Here is an 18,553-nt window from a genome sequence, read left to right on the forward strand (position 1 = left end):
CGGGCTTCCGCTCCCCCGGCTCGGCCATGTTACTTTCTGTGCACTTATGGGCACGATCTGTGGCAAAGATCACGCTTGCGGGGCTCGGGAGGAGCACATGCGCATCGGTACACGCCTCGTCCTGGCCGCCCTTCCCGTGGGCGCGGCCGTGCTGCTTCCGTCGTCCGCGCAGGCGTGGCCGCTGCCCGACCGGGGTGACCCGTTCACGATGACGACCGACCGGCTCGCGTGCGGCTCGGGGTCCGTACGGGTCACGCTGCGCAACCAGACCCCGCAGCTCGCCCGGTTCGACCTGCGGGTGGACGCGAGGAGCGTGGCGACCGGCTCGATCCCGGCCCGCAAGCAGGTGGTCAGGACGGTCCGGATCGACCGGGGCACCACCCGCGAGATCGAGGCGTTCTCGGTCACCGACGCCCGTCCCGACACGCTCATCGACTCCACCCGGGTGCGCAACGACTGCTCCTGGGGGCGGGAGCGCAGGCACGGCCGCCTGCCGTACACCGGGCCGCCGTCCGACCTGTGGGGCAAGCTGGCCACGGCGGCCGGGCTCGTGGTGATGGGCGGGATCCTGTGGTGGTACGGCTCCGTCTGGCCCCGTTCGGTCCCCGACGGCCCCCTGTGATCCCGCCCGCGCCCCTGCCCGCGATCTCGCCCGCGCGTGAGGCCCCGTCGTGCCGCGTCAGGCGTCCCGCGGGACGAACGCGCCCGCGCGGGCCGCGGCCAGCGTGCGCAGCGCCGCGTCCCGGGCGACCGCCAGGTCCACCGGCTCCTTGGTGACCAGCAGGCGGTAGTAGAGCGGCGCGGAGATCGCCCTGATCACCTCCATGCCGTCGGTGCCCTCGGGCAGCTCACCCCGTTTCACCGCGAGGTCGACGACCTTTGCCCACTCCTCGATGCGCCGCAGGTAGAACGCGCGCAACGCCTGGACGGCCTGCGCGTCGGAGGTGCCCGCCGCGATCACCGCCTGGAACGTGGCCCCGAGCCGGTGGTCGGTGACCGCGCCCACGACGGCCGCGGCGTTGGCCAGCAGGTCGTCCTCGATGGATCCCGTGTCGGCGTGCGGTGACGACTGCTCGGCCAGCTCGGTCATCAGGTCCGTCACCAGCCCGGCCCTGCTGCCCCAGCGCCGGTAGACCGTGGTCTTGCCCACGCCGGCCCTGGCCGCCACCTGGTCCATGGTCAGCCCATGGAAACCGTGCTCGACCAGCTCGTCCTGAGTGGCCTCCAGCACGGCCGCGCGCACGCGCGCGGTGCGGCCCCCTGGCCGCACAGTCCCCGCCAAACGGGACTCTTGTTCCATTAACGCCCCTTTCGTGCTATCGTCATGCCGCATCTTAAAGGGACTTTCGTCCCATTAGGGGGATGGCATGACCGTACTCGCCGATCGGCCCCGATCCGATCGCATGACGTCCGGGCAACGGCTGGTTCTGGTGCTCCTGCTGGGGTCCCAGTTCATGCTCGCCGTGGACTTCTCCATTCTGAACGTGGCGCTGCCGGTGATCGGTTCAGGTCTCGGCTTCGCGCTGTCCGACCTCCAGTGGGTGGCCACGGCGTTCGCGCTGGCCGCCGCCGGGTTCACGTTGCTCTTCGGCAGGATCGCCGACCTGTTCGGGCGGCGCCGGCTGTTCCTGGCCGGGATGGTGCTGCTGGGGGTCTCCTCGCCGGCCGGCGGCCTGGCCGTCTCGCCGGGCATGCTGCTGGCGGCCCGGGTCGCCCAGGGCCTGGCCACGGGCCGTCGTCACGCCCGCCGGGCTCGCGCTGCTGACCACGTCGTTCCCCGAAGGGCCGCTGCGGGCGCCGAGCGGCCGAGGATGGACCTGCCCGGCGCGGTGAGCGTGACCGCCGGCCTGCTCGCGCTGGTCTTCGGCCTCACCAGGGCCGGCGAGCACGGCTTCGCCGACCCCCTCGGCCTCCGCGCGCTGGCCGCGGCGCCGCCCTGCTCGTCGCCTTCTGGTACGTCGAGCGCCGCGCCGCCGCGCCCCTCGTGCCCGTCTCGATCCCGGCCAGGCCGAACGTGACCTGGGGCAACCTGGCCGGGCTGATCGCCTTCGCCACGGAGACGTCCCTCGTCTTCCTCATGACCCTCTACCTGCAGAAGGTGCTCGGCTACTCGGCCCTGGCGACCGGGCCGGCGTTCGGGGTGCTGGGGCTCGGCACCGTGCTCGACGGCGTGCTCGCGCCCCGGGTCCTCGGCCGGCTCGGCAGGGGCCGGGCGCTGGCGGCCGGGTTCGGGCTCCAGGCCGTCGCGACGGCGTCGCTGGCGCTGCTGGGCGCCGGTCCCGGCTGGATCTGGCTGCTGCTGGCGGCCACGTTCGCGGGCGGGGCCGGGAACATGGTGGCGATCGTCGGGTTCATGGTGACGGCCACGTCCGGTCTGCCGGACTCCGAGCAGGGCCTGGCCGCCGGCCTGGCGACGATGACCCAGCAGGTCGGCATCACCATGGGCATCCCGGTCATGAGCGCTGTGGCCACGGCCGCGATGGGCACCGTGCTCCAGGGGGTGATCGTGGCGGTGCTCGTCAACGCCGCGCTCACGGCCGGCGGAGCGCTGATTTCCCGCACGCGTTCGGCAATGTCGAACTGATCTGCGCTAGGGTGGCCGCCGTGGGAGAGACGATTCAATCGGTGGAACGGGCGGCCGCGATCCTGCGCCTGCTCGCGTCCGGCCCCCGCCAGCTCGGCGTGGCGGAGCTGGCCAGGGCGCTGGGCCTGCCCAAGGGCACGCTCCACGGCATCCTGCGCACGCTCGTCCGCGTCGGCTTCGTCGAGCAGGACGCCGCGACCGGCAAGTACCGGCTCGGGGCCACCCTGCTCCACCTGGGCAGCAGCTACCTCGACGTCAACGAGCTGCGCACCCGCTCGATCAACTGGGCCGACGCCCTGGCCGGCCGGAGCAGGGAGAGCGCCTGGATCGGCACCCTGCACGAGGGGCACGTGCTGGTGATCCACCACGTGTTCCGCCCCGACGACAGCATGCAGACCCTCCAGGTCGGCACCTACCTGCCGACGCACGCCAGCGCACTCGGCAAGGTGCTGCTCGCCTACGACCCGTACGGGGAGTCGCTCGCGGCCCCGCCGCTGCCGGCCTGCACCGACCGGACGCTGGTCGACGCCGCCAAGCTGGAGGAGGAGCTGGAGCAGGTCCGGGCCAGGGGGTGGGCGGCCGAGATGGAGGAGCTCACCGAGGGCGAGGTCGCCATCGCCGCCCCGATCAAGGACCCGCGCGGCCTGGTGGTGGGCGCCATCGGCATCCGGGGCGCGGTCGAACGGCTGACCGCCGACGGCGCCCTGACCATGGAGTACGTCTCCTACGTCCGCGACGCCGCCCGCGCGATCACCCGCGATCTGGCCAGATGACCGGTTGAACAACACCGGGGCAAACACGTAACATCGCTCACATCGTTCGACAATGTCGAACCCCGACTCCCAAGCGAGGAACCTCGTGCCTCGACCGCACTACATCGCAGCCATCGACCAGGGCACCACGTCCAGCCGGTGCATCGTCTTCGACCAGGCCGGCAACATCGTCACCGTCGCCCAGCGCGAGCACCGCCAGATCTTCCCCAAGCCCGGCTGGGTCGAGCACGACGCCGAGGAGATCTGGCAGTCGGTGCGGACCGTCATGGCCGAGGCCACCGAGGGGCTCGACATCGCCGCGCTGGGCATCACCAACCAGCGCGAGACCACCGTCCTGTGGGACCGGGAGACCGGGCGTCCCGTCTGCCCGGCGATCGTGTGGCAGGACACCCGCACCGACGCGCTCACCCGCATGCTCGCCGAGCACGAGGGGCTGTTCAAGGAGAAGGCCGGCCTGCCGCTGACCACGTACTTCTCCGGGCCGAAGATCCGCTGGCTGCTCGACGCGTACGGGCTGCACGAGCGGGCCGGGCGCGGCGAGGTGCTGTTCGGCACGATGGACAGCTGGCTGCTGTGGAACCTGACCGGCCGCCACCTGACCGACGTGACCAACGCCAGCCGCACGATGCTGATGAACATCCACACGCTGAGCTGGGACGACGACCTGCTCGCCGCCCTCGGCGTGCCGCGCGCGATGCTGCCGGAGATCCGCCCGTCCGCCGAGGTCTACGGCCACACCGCGGCCGGCGTGCCGGTGGCCTCCGCGCTCGGCGACCAGCAGGCGGCGCTGTTCGGCCAGACCTGCTTCGAGCCCGGCGAGGCCAAGAGCACCTACGGCTCGGGCAGCTTCCTGCTGATGAACACCGGCCAGGAACCCGTCGTCTCCCGGCACGGCCTGCTGACCACCGTCGGCTACCAGATCGGCGACGGCCCGGCCACGTACGCGCTGGAGGGCGCGATCGCCGTCACCGGCTCGCTGGTGCAGTGGCTGCGCGACAACCTGGGCCTGATCTCCAGCGCCGCCGAGATCGAGACGCTGGCCAAGACCGTCGACGACAACGGCGGCTGCTACTTCGTCCCGGCCTTCTCGGGGCTGTTCGCGCCCCACTGGCGCTCCGACGCCCGCGGCGTGATCGCCGGGCTGACCGGGTTCGTCACCAAGGGCCACATCGCGCGGGCCGTCCTGGAGGCCACCGCCTGGCAGACCCGCGAGGTCGTCGACGCGATGAACGCCGACTCCGGCCTCGACCTGACCACGCTGCGCGCCGACGGCGGCATGACGGCCGACAACCTGCTCATGCAGACGCTGGCCGACGTGCTGGCCGTCCCCGTGATCAGGCCGATGGTCGCCGAGACCACCGCCCTCGGCGCCGCGTACGCCGCCGGCCTGGCCACCGGCTACTGGCCCGACCTCGACAGCCTGCGCGCCAACTGGCACAAGGCGTCGGAGTGGCGGCCGGAGATCGACGAACAGGCCCGCGCGCGGGAGTACCGCAATTGGAAGAAGGCCGTGGCCCGCACCCTCGACTGGGTCGAACAGTAGGACTGGAGCACCTCATGAACATCGCCATCGGCGCCGACCGGGCCGAGGTCCGGCACGAGCTCTCCCGCGCCACGTACGACCTGCTGGTGATCGGCGGCGGCATCCTCGGCACCTCCGTCACCTGGATGGCCGCGCAGGCGGGGCTGCGGGTGGCGATGGTCGAGGCGGGCGACTTCGCCGGGGCCACCTCCAGCGCGTCGTCCAAGCTGGTCCACGGCGGCCTGCGCTACCTGCAGACCGGCAACGTCAAGCTGGTCGCCGAGAACCACCGCGAACGCCGCGCTCTGGCCGGCGACATCGCACCCCACCTGGTCAAACCGCTCAACTTCCTGGTGCCGATCTACAAGGGCGGCCCGCACGGCGCGGCCAAGCTCGGCGCCGGCGTCTTCCTGTACTCCGCGCTGTCGGTCTTCGGCGACGGCATGGGCAAGGTCATCACGCCGCACCAGGCCATGGCCCGCGTCCCGGCGCTGCGCAGCGAGGGCCTGCGCGCCGCCGCCGTCTACGGCGACCACCAGATGAACGACAGCCGCGTCGCCGTCATGACCGTTCGCGCGGCCGTCGACGCGGGCGCGGTCGTGCTCAACCACGCCGAGGTCGTCGGGCTGCGCAAGTCGGGCGGCAGCGTGACCGGCAACGTGACGGGGGCCGAGCTGCGCGACCGCCTCGACGGCACCGAGTTCGGGGTGGACGCCCGGCTCGTCCTCAACGCCACCGGCCCGTGGGTGGACCACCTGCGCCGGATGGAGGACCCGCACGCCGCGCCGAGCATCAGGCTCTCCAAGGGCGCCCACCTGGTGATGCGCCGCCACGACCCGTGGAAGGCCGCGCTCACCACGCCGATCGACAAGTACCGGGTCTCCTTCGCCATCCCGTGGGAGGACCACCTGCTGCTCGGCACCACCGACGAGGCGTACGAGGGCGACCCGGCCGACGTGCGCGCCACCGACGCCGACATCGCCCAGATCCTCGACGAGGCCGGTCACGCCGTGCGCGACAGCCAGCTCCGCCGCGAGGACATCACCTACGCCTTCGCCGGGCTGCGCGTGCTGCCCGGCGGCCCCGGGCAGGTGTCGGCCGCCAAGCGGGAGACCGTGGTGACCAGGGGCGCCGGCGGCATGCTGTCGGTCGCGGGCGGCAAGTGGACCACCTACCGGCACATCGGCAGGCACGTCCTGGAGACCCTCTCCCGCCTGCCGGGCCGGCCGCTCGGCGACGACCTGGCCGACATCCTGCCCGCCGTGCCCCTGCCGGGCCTGGCCAGCCCGGACGCCGTCGCCATGCGCCTGTGGACCGAACGCGAGCCGGGCGCCCGCATGGACCCGCTGGTCGCCCGCAACCTGGCCACCCACTACGGCACGATCGCCTTCGACGTGGCCCGGCTCATCCGCGACGACCCCTCGCTCGGCGAGCGCATCCACCCCGACGGGCCCGACATCTGGGCCCAGGCCGTCTACGCCCGCGACCACGAGTGGGCGGCCACCGTCGACGACGTCGTGCGCCGCCGCACCACGCTCACCGTGCGGGGGCTCGACACGCCCGACGTCCGCACCCGCATCGAGCAGCTCCTCGCCTGACCGTCACCCGGGCCGCGGCGGCCCTCCGCCGCCGCGGCTGCGACGAACGTCACCGCAGATCACAGGTTCGAGGCGGCCGGTACGGGGAATCCGATATGTCGCATCCGTCGCCGAGGACCCCCGGGCCCCAGAGCCGGCGTCGGAGCGCCTACCGGCCGAACCCTCTTCTGCCGCCCCAATGGAGGTGACGTCATGTCCGCCAAGTCCCGGCTGCACATCGCGATGGTGGCTCCCCCGCGGTTCGAGAACCCGCCCCGCTCGTACGGCGGTGTCAAGGTCATGATGGACGACCTCGCCCGGTCCCTGCTCAGACTGGGCCACCAGGTCACCCTGATCGGCGCGGGCCGGTCGGGCACTTCCCCCCACGTCCTGGCCGCCTACACCCAGCCGCCCTCCCACCCGCTGGACGAACCCGTCCCTGGGACGGCGGTCCCCGACGTCCGGCCGGCGGACCTGGACGTGGACGTCGTCCACGACCACTCCCCCGCGGGCTCGGTGACCGCCCTGAACCCCCGCATCCCGACGGTGACGACCGTGCACGGCCCGGCCTCGGGCGAGCAGGCCGAGCGCTACCGCCGGCTCGGCGACTCCGTCGGCCTGGTGTCCACCTCGACGTTCCAGCGCATGCAGGCCCCCGACCTCAACTGGCTGGGCACCGTGCACAACGGCGTGGACCTGAAGAGCTTCCCCTTCCGCGAGCGCAAGGAGGACTACGCGCTCTTCCTCGGCCGGTTCAGCCCCGGCAAGGGCGCCCACCTGGCCATCGACGCCGCCCGGCGGGCCGGCCGGCGCATCCTGCTCGCCGGCCGGCTGAACGAGCCGTCCGAGCACGAGTACTTCGACAGCCACATCCGCCCCCGGCTCGGCGAGGACGCCGTCTATGTCGGCGAGGCCGACGGCCCGCGCAAGCGCGAGCTGCTGGCCGACGCCCACTGCCTGCTCTTCCCCAGCCGCCGGGAGGAGGCGTTCGGCATGGTCATGATCGAGGCCATGGCGAGCGGCACCCCGGTGGTCGCACTGCGCGGCGGCGCCGTGGGCGAGGTCCTCGTGGACGGCATCACCGGCTACGTCTGCGACGACCCCGCCGACCTGGCCGAGGCGGTCGAGGCCGCGGGCGGCCTGAACCCGGCCGACTGCCGCATGCACGTCAAGCGCAACTTCGACGCGCTCGGCATGGCCATGGGCTACGAGAAGATCTACGAACTGAGCATCCGCGACCGGCGTCCGGCGCCGTTCGCCGCCTGACCGGCGCGTCCCCGTGCGGCGGATCGCCGCCGCACGGGGTGTCGCCCCCGTCCCGGGGGAAGGGGGTAGGCATGCGCACTGCCATGAACGAGGCCCTGATCAGGCATTTCACCGACCTGCGCGACGGCGTCCACGGCGGCGTCACCGCGCGGGAGGACAAGGAACGCCTGTTCGCCACGGCGGTCGAGCTGCTCGACCCGGTGGCGCGGGCGACGCTGGACGAGTTCAACGCCGACCTGCTCCTCGGCACCGGGCAGGTGGTGGCCAGCGGGCTCACCAGGTCGCAGGAGGGCGGGCTCAACGCCATGTGGTCGCTCACGTGGCCGGAGCAGCGCGACAAGGACATCCTGCCGATCGCGATCGTGGCCCACTACGGCGCCGACTTCCACCACCCGCACCTGCGCGGCAACACCGTCGGCGACTGGCCGCTGAACGTCTTCGACCACTCGGACGCGGCGGGCCAGCTCACCACCCTGCGCGCCATCGCCGCCGCCGACGCCCACAACCTGGTCTTCCAGGAGAGCTACCGCCTCATCCCCGCCGTAACCCACACGTAGACAGCTCTCCGCGCCTTCAGAAGCCTCCGCTTTCAGGGGCTTCCGCCCCTCAGGAGCTTCCGCCTTCACGGGACCTCCGACTTCACGGACCTCTGGCCCTCAGGAGCCTCCGCCTTCACGGACCTCCGTTTTGGGGTTCCGTCCGCGCGGGCCCTTCGCGTTTTTCTGTCCTTACGGCTTCGCGTGGTCCAGCCACCCGCCGTACTTCGGCTGGTGGCCTTCCAGGGCACGCCCTCTGACCCTTCACCGGCGCGCCGCCGTGACGGTGCGCTCTGTGGGCCCTCCGGGTGGGGTGCTCGCCGGGGCCGGACCGGGTCGGAACCGGCCCCGGGCGGGATCACGCCTCGGTGAAGCCGCGGGCCCGGCCGCCGGCGCTCTCGCGGACCGCGGCGGCCACCGCCGTCGCCACGTCGGGATGGAAGACGCTCGGCACGATGTAGTTGGGGCCCAGCTCCTCCGGGGTCACCACGGCCGCCAGCGCGCCCGCTGCGGCCAGCAGCATCTCCTGCGTCACCCCGCCGGCCTGCGCGTCGAGCAGGCCGCGGAACACGCCCGGGAAGGCCAGCACGTTGTTGATCTGGTTGGGGTAGTCGGAGCGGCCGGTCGCCACCACGGCGGCGTGCTCGCGCGCGTCGTCGGGCGAGACCTCGGGCTCGGGGTTGGCCAGCGCGAACACCACGGAGTCCTTGGCCATCGTCGCGATGTCGTCGCCGGTCAGGATGCCGGGCGCGGACACGCCCACGAACACGTCGGCGTCCTTGACCGCGCCGCGCAGGTCGCCCGCGTAGCCGTCGGCGTTGGTGTGCTCGGCGATCCAGCGCAGCGAGTCGTCGAGGTCGTCGCGGCCCTTGTGCACGGCGCCCAGGTAGTCGCAGACGACCACGTTGCGGGCGCCGGCGGCCAGCAGCAGCCGCAGCACCGCGTTCCCGGCCGCGCCGGCGCCGGCCATCGTGATCTTGACGTTCTCGATGGACTTGTTCACCACGCGCAGCGCGTTGGTCAGCGCCGCCAGCACGCAGATCGCGGTGCCGTGCTGGTCGTCGTGGAAGACCGGGATGTCCAGCAGCTCGCGCAGCCGGCGCTCGACCTCGAAGCAGCGCGGCGCGCCGATGTCCTCCAGGTTGATGCCGCCGAACCCGGGCGCGATGAGCTGCACCGTGCGGACGATCTCGTCGACGTCCTGGGTGTCGAGGCAGATGGGCCAGGCGTCGATGCCCGCGAACCGCTTGAACAGGGCGGCCTTGCCCTCCATGACCGGCAGCGCGGCCTCCGGCCCGATGTTGCCCAGGCCCAGCACCGCCGACCCGTCGGTGACCACGGCCACCGAGTTGCGCTTGATCGTCAGGCGCCGCGCGTCCTCCTTGTTCCTGGCGATGGCCATCGACACGCGCGCCACGCCCGGGGTGTAGGCCATGGACAGCTCGTCGCGGTTGCGCAGCGGCACCTTCGACTTCATCTCGATCTTGCCGCCGAGGTGCATGAGGAACGTGCGGTCGGAGACCTTGTGGATGACGACGCCCTCGACCGCCTCCAGCTGGTCGACGATGGCCTGCGCGTGGTCGGTGTCGCGCGCGGCGCAGGTGACGTCGATGCGGAGCTTCTCGTGGCCCGCGTTGGTGACGTCGAGGGCGGTCACCACGCCTCCGGCCGACTCTACGGCGTGGGTGAGCTGGCTCACGGCCTTGCCGCCTGCGGGCACCTCGAGACGCACGGTTATGGAGTACGACACACTCGGGACGGTCGCCACGTCAATCGCTCCTTCGGGACTGACCAAGAAGTCATCCAAGGATAGGGGGCATCAGGTCAACCCAGTGCCGTCGCTGCGGTGACGATGAGATCGACACACGCGGGGACGGGAATCGTCGTGCTGTCGAGCACAAGGTGATAGTGGCACGGATCACCCGGATCCGCCCGGTAGAAGTGGCGGACGTAGGCCGTCCTGGCCCGGTCGTTGTCCTCGATGACGGCCCGCGCCTCCCGCTCGCTCGTGCCGCTCAGCGTGGCCGTCTGGCGGACCCGGCGATTCAGCGGCGCGTCGAGCCTGACGTGCAGGGCGCCGGGGTGGTCGGCCAGCACCAGGGCGCCGGCACGGCCCAGGAAGACGCCTCCCTGGGCCAGGGCCATCTCCTTCATCATGCGCTCGGTGCGCCGGACGAACTCCTCCGGCGGCAGCGGCATCGCGCCCGGGACGTACATGTCCACGCCGCCGAAGGTGACCGTGGGCAGCCGGATGGCGCCCGACAGCAGCCTGCCGAGGCCGTGTTCGGCGCGGTCGTCGTGGGCCAGCGCCTCCTCCAGCGTGCAGCCGAGCTCCTTGGCCACGGCGCTGGGGATGGCACGGTCGACGAAGGGCACGCCGAGCCGTTCGGCGACGGCCGGGCCGATGAGGCTGCCGGCCGTGCCGTAGGCCGCGGAGATCGTGACGACCCGCATACCCCCAGGTTAGAACAGGGCGCTCGCCAATGCTCTACGCGCTTTCGCCAAAGATGGGTCGTCTGACGGCAACGCGTCGAAAAGGCCGAGCAAGTGCTTTCTGGCCCGGTCGCGGTCGTCGCCCGACGTGCGCTTGACCACGGCCACCACGCGCTCGAACGCCTCGTCGACCGCGCCGGAGAGCATCTCCAGGTCGGCGGCCAGGAGCTGCGCCTCGATGTCGGACGGGTCCTGGGCGCGCCGCTGCACCTCGGCCGGGTCGGCCTCGGAGGTGCGCTTGATCAGCCCGACGCCGGCCAGGCCCATCTTGGCGTCCTCGTCGCCGGGGACGCGGGCCAGCAGGCGCTGGTAGGCCGCCTCGGCCGCGTCGAGGTCGCCCGCGTCGATGGCCTGCTCGGCCGCCACCAGGTCGGGGTCGGCGGGCGGCCCGTCGGGCGCCTGCGGCCCCTCCTCGGCCGCCGGCGGCCGGGCGTCGGGGTTGGCCTGGTAGAACTGCTCGACCGCGCCCATCAGCTCGTCGAGCCAGCGGCGCACCTCCTGCTCGGGCAGCACCTGCTGGAAGCCGGTGACGGCCTGCCCCTGGAAGATGGCCAGCACGGTCGGCACGGCCTGCACCCGCAGCGCCTGCGCGATCTGGGGGCTGGCGTCGACGTTGACCTTGGCCAGCACGGCCCGGCCGCCCAGGTCGCCGATCACCTTCTCCAGCACCGGGCTGAGCTGGGCGCTGCCGGGCGCCCTCGGCGACCACAGGTCGAGCACCACCGGCACGGTCATCGACCGGTCGATGACGTCCGTCGTGAACGTCTCCTCGGTCACGTCGACGACCGAGGCCGAGGTGGCCCCCTGGGGACCGGCGGCCTCCCGCCGGGCCTGGGCCTCCAGTGCCTGTTTGCGCGCGCCCAGGTCCACAGCTCCGTAGAGCGACCCGGGCCTAGAGAAGTCCGCCATGCTCCTCATCTTGCCGCATGGACGGGCCCGCGAAGTCACCCGCCGCCACCCTCAGCGTGCGGAGCTGGTCGAAGATCTGGCGGAGTTCGTCCTCGACGTACATCGTGAGGCCGAACTCGGCGGCCATCAGGTCGTCGGTGGCCCGGCGCACGACCTCCCTGCCCTTGGCGGTGATCTCGGCCAGCACGCCGCGGCCGTCGCGGGGATTGGGCAGGCGGCAGACGAACCCGGACTTCTCCAGCCTGTCCACCGTGTTCGTGACGCTGGTGGGGTGGACCATGAGCCGTTCGCCGATCTTCCACAGCGGCAGCGAGCCGGTGTGGCTGAACGTCAGCAGCACCAGGGCCTCGTAGCGGGCGAAGGTGAGGTCGTGGGGTTTGAGCAGGGAGTCGAGCTGCGACAGCAGGATCTGCTGCGCTCTCATGATCGAGGTGACCGCGGCCATCGCGGAGGAAGGCCCGAAGCGGGCACGCCAGCTCTCCGCGGCGCGGTCGATGGGATCGAACGGCAGATTGAGCGGCTTCGGCTGGGACACAGCGCTACGGTAGCGTGCCTCTCGTCCCGGTTTCGTCGGGCCACCTGGAGCGACAGGCTTCACCGCTTGACCAAGAATCCGACCGTCAATCATCACGCTCCGTTATGGTTCTCTCACGTAAGGTGACGCGGAAGCCAAGTCCATCTGCCGTGGGGACGGGTCTGGGCTGGCATTCTTCCGCTTTGCCGAGGGCACGGGGGGTGCTTGGTGAACATCAACGGGATACAGGGTGCGTGAGCACGCGGGCGTTACACGCGAGGAGCTGAAGCACAGCGCGGCCGTGACAGTGGCGGTGCTGCTCGCTCTCGGCCTGGTCGCGGCGTGGAACGTCCTGATACCCGGCGTCGACGCGTGGGAGAACATCCTGGCCGCGGTCATCGGCTCGCTGCGGATGACCGGGCCGGTGGCGGCGGCGTTCGCCGCGTGGGTGGCGCTGCGCAAGCGGCGCGCCCTGCGCGGGCGCTCGCTCACGACGTGGCGGGCGCTCAAGGCGCCGCTGGCGATCGTGGTGGTGGTGCTGGGCTCGTTCGGCGCGACGGTGCTGGTGCTGGCGGTCAAGACCGTGCTCACCGACCAGGCGGGGCGGCTCAGCCTGTCCGGCCTGGGCATGGGCATGGCGGGCCTGGCGCTCTACGCGGTGATCGGGTGGGTGGCCGGCTGGGTCGTGCCCAAGGCGCTCACGCCGCCGATCGCGGGGCTGGCCTGCTACGTCGCCTTCTCCTGGCTGGCCGACGACCGGGGGCTGGCCGACCGGCTGGTGCCGGGCACGGGCGAGCCGTACGACCTGTTCCAGGGGCTGGGCGGGGCGCCGTTCTTCGACCAGACGATCTGGCTGCTCGGCATCACCTGCGCGCTGCTGCTCGGCTGGGCGGCGCTGGTGACCAGGCAGGCCCTGGTGCTTGCGTGCGCGCTGCTGGCCGTGCTGGCCGCGGGCATGGGCGTGTCGCGGATGCTGGCCCATCCCAAGCCAGCCGCGGCCGAGGACATCGCCTACGCCTGCCAGGAGTGGCCGATCACGGTCTGCCTGCACCCCGGGATGCGGGCGGGGCAGACCGAGCTGGGCGCGGTGTTCACGCAGATCGCCTCGCGCCTGGCCGGCACGCCGGCCGCGTTCACGCGGGTGGAGCAGCGGCCGCTGGACGAGCCGCTGAAGCCCTCCAACGGCCTGGCGCCGATCCACGTGCCCGACCTGTCGGCGGGGTTCGCCGAGGAGGCGGCCTACGAGTACATCGACGCGCTGGCCGCCCGCTGCCCCGGCACGCCGGCCGACGGCTACCGGGAGATCGTGATGGCCTGGCTGCGCGGCGAGCCGCTGCCCGGCGGCCCGCTGCCCGAGCACCAGTACGCCGCGTCCTGGTTCTCCGGCCTCGACGAGCACCAGCGCAGGGAGTGGCTGCGCATGTTCTACAGCGACTTCCAGGCGTGCCGCCTGTCCAGCACGCACTTCGGCGGCGGTCCGGCCCCTACCGCCGTCATCACGCCCCCCACCGGCGCCACGCCCGAGAGCAGCCACGTCTACCCGGTCTATCCCGACCCCGGCACGGCGGGCACCACCGGCTGAGGACGAAGATGTCACCCCGCGGCTGGCAATGATGATCGCCGAGCGGGTAGTCATGCCCCATGACGACTTCCCAGACGACGTCGCCGGACCTGGCTCCCCGGCGGCGGCGCAGGTGGCGATATGCGGCGGGGTTCCTCGTCCTGGCGGTCCTGCTCGTGGTGGGCGGCCGGCTGGCCTGGACCTGGCTCAACCCGTTCGGAGAGCAGACCGTCGACCGCAGCCAGCCGGTGCTGCTGCAGTCCATCAAGGACCTCAGCCGGTTCGAGGCGGCCACGGGCACCTTCCAGGTCGTCGTCGACCTGGAGAAGGACGCCAACTTCCTGCCCGACGCGGTCAAGGGCACCCGCACGCTGTTCGTGGGCGCGGGCGGCGTCGACGCCTATGTCGACTTCTCGGCCATGGGGGCGGGCGCGGTGACCGTGAACAAGGAGCGCACCGAGGCCACCGTCCGCCTGCCGCGCGCCCAGTTGGAGAAGCCCAACCTGGACAACAGCCGCTCGTACGTGTTCGCCCAGCAGCGCGGCCTGCTCGACCGCGTCCAGGACTTCCTGTCGGGCTCCCCGGGCGACCAGCGCGAGCTGTACCTGCTGGCGGAGAAGAAGATCACCGAGGCGGCCGTGGCCAGCGACCTGCGGGCGCGGGCCGACGCCAACACCAGGTCGATGCTCACCGGCATGCTCAGGTCGCTCGGGTTCTCCAAGGTGAGCGTGAAGTTCACCGACGAGCCCTGACGGGCGTCCTTACCTGCCCCGCGGGCCGCTCCACCTCGGGCGGGGCGGCCCGTCCGCGTTCCCGCCTAGGTATGCCGAGGCGTCCTAAGTCCATGGGCGCGCCTGCCTAAGTACCTCCCTACCTGCCCGAACCCCGGCAGATAGGACATCCGCCCGATGTGGCGGGAGGGGCCTTAGGAGGAGTCTTAAGAGTGCAGGGAACAAGGAACACGAACAGCGGGAGCATCGGATGAACGCCGAACTCGAGTACACCGTCATGCAGCACCACGCCGCCGAACTCCGTCGGGCCGCCGCCGAGCAGCGGCGCGTACGGGAAGCGCTGAAGGGACAGCGTTCCGAGCGTCGCCACCGCTCGGTCTTCGCCAAGTTCCTGGCTTCATGACCGTCCACAAGCAGCCCGGCCGCAGCCTCCCTCGCGGCCGGGCTGAGATGCCCCCTTAGGGGGGCGCGCCCGGCGCCGGATTCCTGGCCGGCCCGCGCGCAGCGTCAGCGACACCCCGGTCCCGTTCCTGGTGGGACCGGGGTGTCGCGCGTTCACGCCGTACGTCGCGGGGGCTCGTACGGCATCCGCGGGCCACTGACGGAAGATGTCAGGGATCGGCGCATACCGTCCGGGCATGGACAACGGCTTCGACTTCTTCGTCGGCACCTGGACCTCACGGCAGCGGCGGCTGCGCAAGGCGCTGGCCGGCAGCGACGAATGGTACGAGTTCACCGGCCACACCAGGTGCTGGAGCGTCCTGGACGGCGCGGGCAACATCGACGAGGTCACCTTCCCCGGCGAGGGCTCGGCCGGGGTGACCTTACGCCTGTACGACAAGGCGGCCGGCACCTGGTCGCTCTACTGGGCCGGCAGCGCCACCGGCATGTCGCTGCCGCCCGTCACGGGCCGCTTCGACGACACCGGAGTCGGCCTGTTCACCTGCGACGACGTGTACGACGGCCGGCCGATCCAGGTGGCCTACGTCTGGTCGGACATCGCCGCCGATTCGTGCCGCTGGGAGCAGCGCTTCTCCCCCGACGGCGGGACGACCTGGGAGACCAACTGGACGGCCGACTTCACCCGCCTCTCCTGAATCCTTTTCGGGGGTCGATGCCTCTCATGTCCGTACAACGGAACGAGACAATGGGAGAACGTCATGGTGATCGCCATCGCGGCCGGGGCTGCGGCCGTACTGATCTGCACGTGCGTGGTCGTCCTGCGGCGAAGGAGCAAGGAACGTGGCTGACCCCCGGCGCCTCGGCACGGCGGCCGGGCCCGGCGCCCCGGCGCCGGAGCCGGCCGGCGGCGGGCGCGCCTGGTCGGACGAGCAGCTGATCAACGCGGCCCGGGCCGGCGACGCCGACTCGATCGCCGCGCTGGTGTCGGGCGCCCACCCGCACGTGCGGCGCTTCGCCCACACGCTGTGCGCCACGCCGGAGGACGCCGAGGACGCCGCCCAGGAGGCGCTGATCGTCCTGTACCGCAAGATCGGCACTCTGCGCGCGTCCGGGGCGCTGGCCTCGTGGATGTTCCGGATCATCCGCAACGAGTGCATCAGGCGGGCCCGCCTGATGCTGCGCCCCGGGCCGCCGGCGCCCTCCTCGGCCGCCGCGCAGTCGGCAGAGGAGGAGATGTTCGAACGGCTGGAGGCCGCGCGGGTGGCCGAGGCCATCGCGGCACTCCCCGCCGACCAGCGGCGGGTGCTCATCATGCGGGACGTCCAGGGGCTCAGCGGCCGCATGGTCGCCGACGCCCTCGGGCTGAGCGTCCCGGCGATGAAGTCCCGCCTGCACCGCGCCCGTGCGACCGTGCACGGCCTGCTGTCCCAAGGAGCCCTCCATGACTGAGCCCACCGCGGGGACGTCGCTCCCCCGTCACCTGGCCCGCGGCGCGCTGGGCTTCGGCGCGCTGATCGCCTCGGTCGCGCTGATCCCGTGGACCGGGCCGGTCAGCCTGGTGCTCGCCGTCGTCGGGGCGATCGCCCTGCGCGGGTGCCCGGCGTGCTGGGTGATGGCGCTGGTGCAGCTCGTCTCGATGGGACGCATGCAGCGCCAGTGCACCGACGGCGTGTGCGAGCTGGTCCCGGCGGGCGGGCGGCACACGGGCAAGGGCGCGGCTCATTGACCGCGCTCTGACCGGCGACCGCGCGATCAGGGGGCAGAAGACAGGCCCACCCGACGACAGCGATCGGGTGGGCCAGGACGGGTCAGGGCACGCGGATGATCAGCGCGTCGCCCTGCCCGCCCCCGCCGCACAGGCCGGCCGCCCCCAGGCCGCCGCCCCGCCGCTTCAGCTCGTAGGCCAGCGTCAGCACGATCCGCGCCCCCGAGGCCCCGATCGGGTGCCCGAGCGCGATGCCGCCGCCGTTGACGTTCACCTTGTCCAGCGGCACGCCGAGCTCCTTGGCCGACTGCAGGACCACGCTCGCGAACGCCTCGTTGATCTCGATCAGGTCGAGGTCGTCGGGGGTCAGCCCCTGCTTGGACAGCGCGTGCTTGATGGCGTTGGCCGGCTGCGACTGCAGGGACGCGTCGGGCCCGGCCACGTTGCCGTGCCGGCCGATCTCCGCCAGCCACGGCAGCCCGAGCTCCTCGGCCTTGGCCTTCGACATGACCACCACGGCGCACGCGCCGTCGGAGATCTGCGAGGCCGAACCGGCGGTGATGGTGCCGTCGGCGGCGAAGGCCGGGCGCAGCTTGGCCAGCGTCTCGGCGGTGGTGTCGCCGCGGATGCCCTCGTCCTCCCGGACGACCACCGGCTCGCCGCGGCGCTGCGGGATCTCGACCGGGACGATCTCCTCCTCGAAGACGCCGTTCTTGGTGGCGGCGGCGGCGAGCTGGTGGGAGCGGGCCGACAGGGCGTCCTGCTCGTCGCGGGCGATGCCGAGCCGGGCGTTGTGCCGCTCGGTCGACTCGCCCATCGCGCACTGGTCGAAGGCGCAGAACAGGCCGTCGTGGGCCATGGAGTCGACCACGTCGGAGCCGCCGTACTTGACGCCCTTGCGCAGCCCCGGCAGCAGGTGGGGGGCGTTGGTCATGGACTCCATGCCGCCCGCGACCACGATGTCGAACTCGCCGGCGCGGATGAGCTGGTCGGCCAGGGCGATGGCGTCGAGGCCGGACAGGCAGACCTTGTTGACGGTCAGCGAGGGCACGGTCATCGGGATGCCGGCCTTGACGGCGGCCTGGCGGGAGGGGATCTGGCCCGCGCCCGCCTGGAGCACCTGGCCCATGATCACGTACTCGACGGCCTCGGGGGCCACTCCGGCACGTTCCAGGGCGGCCTTGATGGCGATGCCGCCGAGCTCCACGCCCGACAGCCCGGACAGGGCGCCGAGCAACTTGCCGATGGGGGTACGAGCTCCGGCGACGATGACGGAACTGGACATTGGCGGCGGCCTCCTGTGCTCACGAGGGGTTCTTTGACACCATACCCACGAGTAGGAGCTCGCCCGCTATGGAGGTAGGCCACACAATGTTCATGCGCATCGACCACATCGGGATCGCCTGCCACGACCTGGAGGAGAAGATCGCGTTCTTCTCGGAGACGTTCGAGCTGACCGTCGTGGCCCGCGAGGTCAACGAGGCGCAGGGCGTCAAGGAGGCGATGCTGCACATCGCCGACGGCGAGGGCGGGGGCTCCTACATCCAGCTCCTGGAACCGCTTTCCGACGACTCGCCGGTGGGGAAATTCCTCGCCAAACGGGGCGAAGGTGTCCATCATGTGGCATTTGGGGTTTCCGACGTCGCCGAGGCCATGACTAAGATCAACGAGAAGGGCGTGAGGGTGCTGGACGAACGTCCGCGTCACGGTTCGATGGGGTCGCAGATCGCGTTCCTGCACCCCAAAGATGTGGGAGGAATGCTCACCGAGTTGGTCCAAGCGGCCTCGCGCTAACAAACGGAAATATCGTTCATAAGTAACTAGTCACGCAGAAAGCTGGACGGGGCCCGAAGGTGGCACCAGCGGAGTACGCTGGCTTCCCACCGGACAGGGAGCCTGCCGCGAGGCACAGGCTCCTGGCTCGGCTGCCCCGAACCCCCCGTCCGGCCCGTGTAGCCGTCTCGACAACCCAGGATCGAG

The 18,553-nt window shown here is 71.9% G+C and carries 21 protein-coding genes; 15 read left to right on the forward strand and 6 right to left on the reverse strand.

Going from position 1 to position 18,553, the window contains the following annotated elements; genetic code table 11:
• Window positions 1–97 precede the first annotated feature (97 nt).
• Window positions 98–622 carry a hypothetical protein gene (locus ACIBST_RS06425; RefSeq protein ID WP_397169618.1) on the forward strand — a complete coding sequence of 175 codons (525 nt, stop codon included), beginning with the start codon at window positions 98–100 and terminating at the stop codon, window positions 620–622.
• A gap of 57 nt (window positions 623–679) precedes the next feature.
• Here the strand turns inward: ACIBST_RS06425 and ACIBST_RS06430 are convergent, their stop codons facing one another.
• Window positions 680–1,300 carry a TetR/AcrR family transcriptional regulator gene (locus tag ACIBST_RS06430; RefSeq protein ID WP_397169620.1) on the reverse strand — a complete coding sequence of 207 codons (621 nt, stop codon included), beginning with the start codon at window positions 1,298–1,300 and terminating at the stop codon, window positions 680–682.
• A gap of 103 nt (window positions 1,301–1,403) precedes the next feature.
• Here ACIBST_RS06430 and ACIBST_RS06435 point away from each other — a divergent pair, with 103 nt between their 5' ends.
• The 7 genes from ACIBST_RS06435 (at window position 1,404) to ACIBST_RS06465 (ending at window position 8,279) form a co-directional block, all read left to right on the forward strand.
• Window positions 1,404–2,018 (forward strand): MFS transporter, encoded by a 615-nt coding sequence (locus ACIBST_RS06435; RefSeq protein ID WP_397169622.1) that lies wholly within the window; start codon window positions 1,404–1,406, stop codon window positions 2,016–2,018.
• Window positions 1,937–2,584, forward strand: a complete 648-nt coding sequence (locus ACIBST_RS06440) for an MFS transporter (protein WP_397170702.1) — start codon at window positions 1,937–1,939, stop codon at window positions 2,582–2,584. Before ACIBST_RS06435 ends, ACIBST_RS06440 begins: the two co-directional genes overlap by 82 nt.
• Window positions 2,585–2,604: 20 nt before the next feature.
• Entirely contained in the window at window positions 2,605–3,357 is a 753-nt protein-coding gene (locus ACIBST_RS06445) for an IclR family transcriptional regulator (RefSeq protein ID WP_397169624.1), read from the forward strand.
• Between the two features lie 85 nt (window positions 3,358–3,442).
• Entirely contained in the window at window positions 3,443–4,900 is a 1,458-nt protein-coding gene (gene glpK / locus ACIBST_RS06450; protein WP_397169625.1) for a glycerol kinase GlpK, read from the forward strand.
• 14 nt (window positions 4,901–4,914) lie between these two features.
• Window positions 4,915–6,477: an FAD-dependent oxidoreductase gene (locus ACIBST_RS06455; protein WP_397169627.1), complete on the forward strand. Its 1,563-nt coding sequence runs from the start codon at window positions 4,915–4,917 to the stop codon at window positions 6,475–6,477.
• 192 nt (window positions 6,478–6,669) lie between these two features.
• Window positions 6,670–7,722, forward strand: coding sequence for a glycosyltransferase family 4 protein (locus ACIBST_RS06460; protein ID WP_397169629.1), 1,053 nt, complete (start codon window positions 6,670–6,672; stop codon window positions 7,720–7,722).
• A 71-nt stretch (window positions 7,723–7,793) separates the two neighbouring features.
• Window positions 7,794–8,279, forward strand: coding sequence for a hypothetical protein (locus ACIBST_RS06465; protein ID WP_397169631.1), 486 nt, complete (start codon window positions 7,794–7,796; stop codon window positions 8,277–8,279).
• A gap of 337 nt (window positions 8,280–8,616) precedes the next feature.
• On the opposite strand, the gene ACIBST_RS06470 is transcribed toward ACIBST_RS06465, so the two are convergent.
• From ACIBST_RS06470 to ACIBST_RS06485, 4 genes are read right to left on the reverse strand one after another with little or no spacing between them, the layout of a single operon-like run.
• Complete coding sequence (locus ACIBST_RS06470) at window positions 8,617–10,026, reverse strand: NAD-dependent malic enzyme (protein WP_357971089.1); 1,410 nt, start codon at window positions 10,024–10,026, stop codon at window positions 8,617–8,619.
• Between the two features lie 56 nt (window positions 10,027–10,082).
• Entirely contained in the window at window positions 10,083–10,712 is a 630-nt protein-coding gene (locus ACIBST_RS06475; protein WP_397169633.1) for an AAA family ATPase, read from the reverse strand.
• A gap of 9 nt (window positions 10,713–10,721) precedes the next feature.
• On the reverse strand, window positions 10,722–11,660 hold the full coding sequence (locus tag ACIBST_RS06480; RefSeq protein ID WP_397169635.1) for a tetratricopeptide repeat protein: 939 nt from the start codon (window positions 11,658–11,660) through the stop codon (window positions 10,722–10,724).
• Complete coding sequence (locus ACIBST_RS06485) at window positions 11,644–12,195, reverse strand: MarR family winged helix-turn-helix transcriptional regulator (RefSeq protein WP_397169636.1); 552 nt, start codon at window positions 12,193–12,195, stop codon at window positions 11,644–11,646. Before ACIBST_RS06485 ends, ACIBST_RS06480 begins: the two co-directional genes overlap by 17 nt.
• A gap of 229 nt (window positions 12,196–12,424) precedes the next feature.
• Between ACIBST_RS06485 and ACIBST_RS06490 the strand changes: the two genes are divergently transcribed.
• From ACIBST_RS06490 to ACIBST_RS06515, 6 genes are all read left to right on the forward strand, one after another.
• Window positions 12,425–13,756 (forward strand): hypothetical protein, encoded by a 1,332-nt coding sequence (locus ACIBST_RS06490; RefSeq protein ID WP_397169637.1) that lies wholly within the window; start codon window positions 12,425–12,427, stop codon window positions 13,754–13,756.
• Window positions 13,757–13,815: 59 nt separating this feature from the next.
• Window positions 13,816–14,487: a DUF4230 domain-containing protein gene (locus tag ACIBST_RS06495; protein WP_397169638.1), complete on the forward strand. Its 672-nt coding sequence runs from the start codon at window positions 13,816–13,818 to the stop codon at window positions 14,485–14,487.
• A 229-nt stretch (window positions 14,488–14,716) separates the two neighbouring features.
• On the forward strand, window positions 14,717–14,869 hold the full coding sequence (locus tag ACIBST_RS06500; protein ID WP_397169640.1) for a hypothetical protein: 153 nt from the start codon (window positions 14,717–14,719) through the stop codon (window positions 14,867–14,869).
• Window positions 14,870–15,104: 235 nt separating this feature from the next.
• A complete protein-coding gene (locus ACIBST_RS06505; RefSeq protein ID WP_397169642.1) occupies window positions 15,105–15,563 on the forward strand; it encodes a hypothetical protein in 459 nt (152 codons plus the stop codon).
• Window positions 15,564–15,708: 145 nt separating this feature from the next.
• The gene (locus ACIBST_RS06510; protein WP_397169644.1) at window positions 15,709–16,317 is read left to right on the forward strand and encodes an RNA polymerase sigma factor; all 609 of its coding nucleotides are present in this window, start codon (window positions 15,709–15,711) and stop codon (window positions 16,315–16,317) included.
• Complete coding sequence (locus tag ACIBST_RS06515; RefSeq protein WP_397169645.1) at window positions 16,310–16,594, forward strand: hypothetical protein; 285 nt, start codon at window positions 16,310–16,312, stop codon at window positions 16,592–16,594. Before ACIBST_RS06510 ends, ACIBST_RS06515 begins: the two co-directional genes overlap by 8 nt.
• Before the next feature lie 82 nt (window positions 16,595–16,676).
• Here ACIBST_RS06515 and ACIBST_RS06520 read toward each other — a convergent pair whose 3' ends face one another.
• Complete coding sequence (locus ACIBST_RS06520) at window positions 16,677–17,858, reverse strand: acetyl-CoA C-acetyltransferase (RefSeq protein WP_397169647.1); 1,182 nt, start codon at window positions 17,856–17,858, stop codon at window positions 16,677–16,679.
• An 86-nt stretch (window positions 17,859–17,944) separates the two neighbouring features.
• Here ACIBST_RS06520 and mce point away from each other — a divergent pair, with 86 nt between their 5' ends.
• The gene (gene mce / locus ACIBST_RS06525; protein ID WP_352350044.1) at window positions 17,945–18,367 is read left to right on the forward strand and encodes a methylmalonyl-CoA epimerase; all 423 of its coding nucleotides are present in this window, start codon (window positions 17,945–17,947) and stop codon (window positions 18,365–18,367) included.
• The last annotated feature ends 186 nt before the right edge of the window (window positions 18,368–18,553 follow it).

The organism is Nonomuraea sp. NPDC049684 (genome assembly GCF_044465345.1).
Taxonomy (GTDB): Bacteria; Actinomycetota; Actinomycetes; order Streptosporangiales; family Streptosporangiaceae; genus Nonomuraea.

Excerpts from the sequence above, each read along its gene's own strand:
- ACIBST_RS06425 (WP_397169618.1), top strand. The coding sequence starts at position 98 with ATGCGCATCGGTACACGCCTCGTCCTGGCCGCCCTTCCCGTGGGCGCG.
- ACIBST_RS06430 (WP_397169620.1), bottom strand. The coding sequence starts at position 1,300 with ATGGAACAAGAGTCCCGTTTGGCGGGGACTGTGCGGCCAGGGGGCCGC.
- ACIBST_RS06435 (WP_397169622.1), top strand. The coding sequence starts at position 1,404 with ATGACGTCCGGGCAACGGCTGGTTCTGGTGCTCCTGCTGGGGTCCCAG.
- ACIBST_RS06455 (WP_397169627.1), top strand. The coding sequence starts at position 4,915 with ATGAACATCGCCATCGGCGCCGACCGGGCCGAGGTCCGGCACGAGCTC.
- ACIBST_RS06460 (WP_397169629.1), top strand. The coding sequence starts at position 6,670 with ATGTCCGCCAAGTCCCGGCTGCACATCGCGATGGTGGCTCCCCCGCGG.
- ACIBST_RS06465 (WP_397169631.1), top strand. The coding sequence starts at position 7,794 with ATGCGCACTGCCATGAACGAGGCCCTGATCAGGCATTTCACCGACCTG.
- ACIBST_RS06475 (WP_397169633.1), bottom strand. The coding sequence starts at position 10,712 with ATGCGGGTCGTCACGATCTCCGCGGCCTACGGCACGGCCGGCAGCCTC.
- ACIBST_RS06480 (WP_397169635.1), bottom strand. The coding sequence starts at position 11,660 with ATGGCGGACTTCTCTAGGCCCGGGTCGCTCTACGGAGCTGTGGACCTG.
- ACIBST_RS06495 (WP_397169638.1), top strand. The coding sequence starts at position 13,816 with ATGACGACTTCCCAGACGACGTCGCCGGACCTGGCTCCCCGGCGGCGG.
- ACIBST_RS06500 (WP_397169640.1), top strand. The coding sequence starts at position 14,717 with ATGAACGCCGAACTCGAGTACACCGTCATGCAGCACCACGCCGCCGAA.
- ACIBST_RS06505 (WP_397169642.1), top strand. The coding sequence starts at position 15,105 with ATGGACAACGGCTTCGACTTCTTCGTCGGCACCTGGACCTCACGGCAG.
- ACIBST_RS06515 (WP_397169645.1), top strand. The coding sequence starts at position 16,310 with ATGACTGAGCCCACCGCGGGGACGTCGCTCCCCCGTCACCTGGCCCGC.
- ACIBST_RS06520 (WP_397169647.1), bottom strand. The coding sequence starts at position 17,858 with ATGTCCAGTTCCGTCATCGTCGCCGGAGCTCGTACCCCCATCGGCAAG.
- mce (WP_352350044.1), top strand. The coding sequence starts at position 17,945 with ATGTTCATGCGCATCGACCACATCGGGATCGCCTGCCACGACCTGGAG.